The sequence below is a fragment of the Paramesorhizobium leguminum genome (genome assembly GCF_003217235.1).
Lineage (GTDB): Bacteria > Pseudomonadota > Alphaproteobacteria > Rhizobiales > Rhizobiaceae > Paramesorhizobium > Paramesorhizobium leguminum.
In genome coordinates, this window is record NZ_QJTF01000050.1 from 1 (window position 1) to 4,155 (window position 4,155).

Sequence of the window (4,155 nt, forward strand, 5' to 3'; positions counted from 1 at the left end):
CACTGCGATTGCACGATGTGCGCGCCGGATCGGCGTCGCGCGTGACCAAGGATTTTTCCAATGACCGCTGTTCTTGCCACGATCTCCGATGCCTTCTACTTCCACCGCGACCGGAAAAACCGAGGCTCGGGGAGCGGCGGACGGCGCCGGGGCTGGCGCGCGGTCGGGCTCATGCTCATCGCCCAGTTGGTTCTCCTCACCGGGATCGTGTCGCAGGCGCCGGCGCAGACGCCGGGCTTGACATTGACGGCGGACAAGACCTCGGCGAACGGTGGCGATGTCGTGACCTTCACCGCGACGGTGAGCAATGTCAGCGGCGCCGGAACCGTGCAACTGTGCGATCCCAAGGCGCCGCGCTGTGTCGGTCTCGGCCTGCTCGGTCAGGCGCAGCTCGTTTCCGGCAAGGCAATCTTCCGCCTCCGCCCGCTGCCGGGCTCGCGTGAATACCAGGCGGTGCTCCTGGCCGCTCAACATGCCGCGACGCCGCGCGGCGGCGCCACCTCGAACACCGTGACCGTAGTGACGAATGCAGCCACCACCACCACCTTCGACACGCCGGACGGCGATCCCGGCAATTATTCACTGACGGCGCATGTCACTGCCAACGGTCCGGCCCCCGGCCCGACCGGCAAAATCTCGTTTCAGGATACGAACAACAACAACAAGGAAATCGCGAATGCCAATCTCGGCACGGCCACGGGAGGCGTGTATGTCGATCCCACGCAGGAGAATCCGGATAAGAACGACGGGGGCCTGTCCGCTGCCGGCGATATCAACAATGATGGCATTCTGGATTTCATTATGGTTCCCGGACGCAACGATAATCCACCCATAAAAGCCTATATCGGAAATTCCGACGGTTCGTTCGAAGCGGCGATCCAAAGTGATATTGATAATGGTGGTTGCAGTAAGTTTCAATATTCAACACTCGCGGACTTCAATGAGGATGGTAATCTCGATGTAGCGTTTTCAATTTATAGTTGTGGTATTTTTATGTATATGGGAGACGGGCACGGTTCTTTTCACGAGCAACGTACACAGGTGACGCCTCCAGTCAGCGGCTTTTCTGTGGGGGAGATTACCGTCGCAGATTTTAATGAAGACGGGCATCTTGATATAGCTGGCACAATGTCTGCCCCCTTAGGAGGGGGAACCGACTTAGGTCAAGTATATTTTTATATGGGCGATGGAAATGGTGGCCTTACACCTGGCGGCAATGTGGGAACATGCTGTGGCGGTCAGGTTAATGACGGCTTGAGTTCCGGGGATTATAACGAAGACGGGCATATTGACGTTGCTTTTTACAACATCGCACTAGGCCAGGGAGACGGGACTTTTTCTCTTTACGGACCACGACTGCAAGATCAGGTCAACTCAGTATTCACCGGTGATTTCGATGGCGATGGGCATCTTGATCTTACACTGGGGTACGCCGGTCAAGGAGGAAATACTATCCAGACGAGTTTATTTCGGGGCGATGGACAGGGGAATTTTTCTGGCAAAGGTCAAATAGCGGGGTTTTCGCCAGTTCAAGGCGGTGATTTCAATGCCGACGGCAAGCAGGATATTGCGCTGGCCTTCCTCACGACGACCTACACGCAATCCCTGGTTTACGAGATCAATCGGTTCAATGGGGATAATTGGCAGTTCGATGAGCACGATGTGCCGCTGACGACCTACGGTATAGGTTTAGCCACCGGTGACTACAATGGCGATGGCCTGACGGACGCGCTGGTAGGCATAATAGACTATAGTAGTAGTGATTTTCCATATCCGAAAGAGACCACCACATTCCTGAGCAATTATTCCTGGACCGCCTCCGCCACGGCAACGGGCGTATCGGCCGATTGGGCGGGTACACATGAGGTACTGGCGCATTATGAAGGCGACGCCGCCTACGGGCCGAGCAATTCCAATAAGCAGCCGCTGGGAAAAGCCCTGACCAGCACCGCCCTGTCGATTTCCCCCGCTTCGGTCGCCGCGGACAATTCAGCGACGCTGACGGCGACGGTGACCGCAGACGGCGGCCAGACCACGGTGCAGACCGGCACGGTCGATTTCTGCGTTGCCGGATCGAAGCTCTGTATGGGCAGCGATCGTATCGGGTCGGCCCAGATATTCAACGGCGTTGCATCGATTGTCATCTTCGCCGATATCGGCCAGCACAGCTATACGGCGCGGTTCAAGGGCTCCGTCGACTATACGGCGAGCCCGCCCTCGGATGCACAGACGCTGACGGTGACGGGCAAGTATGCGACGGTGACGACGCTCGGCCAGCCGCAGGGCAGCGGTCCCTACAGCATTCCTGTGACGGTCCAAAGCTTCGCGCCGCCCACGACCCCGCCGACGGGCACGGTCGATATTTTCGACCAGACCAACAACAATGTTCAGCTCGGCACCACTTCCAGCTGGTCGCAACCGACCGACAGCCTGACCGTGCGGGATTTCACGATCAATCCCGGCCAGGGGCCCAATTCGCTCGACGCACCCAATTCGCTCGCCAGCGCGGATTTCAACAAGGACGGCCTCGCCGATCTCGCCATCGCCGCCGAGACCTACAACGACGTTCAGATCTACCTGGGGCAGAGCAACGGCAAATTCAGCGACGAGCCACACTCGACAATCTCCGTCTTCACGGATGTCTATCCGATCGTGGCGGGCGATTTCACCAATGACGGCAATATCGACATCGCTGTCGGCACCCAGTCCCAAATCAATGTCTATACCGGCGACGGCACGGGCGGCTTCAGTGCCACGCCCTTCAGGACCGCGGCGAGCGACATGGTGGCCTTCGCGGTGAGCGATTTCGACACCAGCGGCACGCTCGACCTCGCGCTCGTCACCGCAGGCAATTCGCAAATCTGGCTGGGTGACGGCGCGGGCAGGTTCACGGCGAAGGGCAGCCCGGTGGCGATCGGCAACAATATGAAGGTTTTTGGCGGCAACGCCGCCGCCGGCGATTTCAACAACGACGCCAATCCCGACCTCATTGTGCCGCAGGGCCCCGGCAGCCAGGTATGGGTGCTGCTGGGCGACGGCACGGGCCAGTTCCAGGCCAATCCGCAGTCCATCGACACTGGCCCCGGCGCCACCGTGCAATCGGTGGCCGTGGCCGATTTCGACGCCGACGGCAAACTCGATTTTACCGTCGGCGTCGAGAACTACGGCTCCGATAGCTCGGTGGCCTTCTATCAGGGCCAGGGCGACGGCAAGAATTTTACCTCCAGGCCCGTCGTCACCTTTGCCAATACCTCGTTGAACAACTTCAATGTAACGGTCGGCGACTTCAACGCCGACGGCTTGTCCGATGTCGCCGCCGCGTATTTCTTCGCTCAGGGTGACTATCCGGGCCAGCTGAGCTTCCTGCTGGCCAGCGACCGCTACCCCTGGACCTTTACATCCAGCAAGACCGTGCAAGTCGGAAAGTTCTCGATGTCGCCGGTGGCCGGCGATTTCAACGGCGACGGCTTCGCGGACTTGGCTGTAGGCAATGGGCATGACAACAATGTGAGCGCAGAGTTCGTCCAGCCCACCGTGACGGTGACGGCGTCGGCCGATGTGCCGGTGCCGGCCGGCGACCCGTCGTCTGGCAATCACGAGCTGGTAGGAATTTATTCCGGAGACGCGCTCTTCGAGAAGAGCCCGCAATCCAACTCCGTGGGGCTTGCACCGCAGAAGCTCGATACCACCTTGACGGTGACCGCCGACCCCCAGGGCAGCAGCAATGCCGGCCAGCCGGTGACCCTGACCGCCACCTTCGGCATCAAAAACGGCGACGCCGCGCAGGGACACGACCCCAAGGGCGAGTTGGTCACCTTCACCACCCAGAACGGCAATGTGTTCCTGGGCACCGCGCCACTCGCGCTGGACACCAATACAAAGCAATATGTGGCGACGCTGCAGAATGTCACCCATCTGCCGTCGGGCGACATCACCATCATCGCCAGCTATCCGGGCGACGCCTATTTCAACAGCATGACCGGGTCGCTCCCCTATAAGGTCGGGCAGCCTGTCCCGGTCAAAGTGGCGCTGGCCGTCGAGCCGGCCCAGGCGCAGGTACCGGCGGGAACGCAGGTGACGCTGACGGCGACGGTGAACCCGACGGTGGGCGGCACGGTGTATTTCTGCAAGGTTGCCGCGCCCTGCACCGATATC

1 protein-coding gene is annotated in these 4,155 nt (G+C 60.0%); it reads left to right on the forward strand.

Annotated elements, in window-relative coordinates:
- Positions 1-60: 60 nt before the first annotated feature.
- Positions 61-4,155, forward strand: a 4,095-nt coding sequence (locus C7477_RS18485) for an FG-GAP-like repeat-containing protein (RefSeq protein WP_110754803.1), incomplete at its 3' end; no start/stop codon positions are given.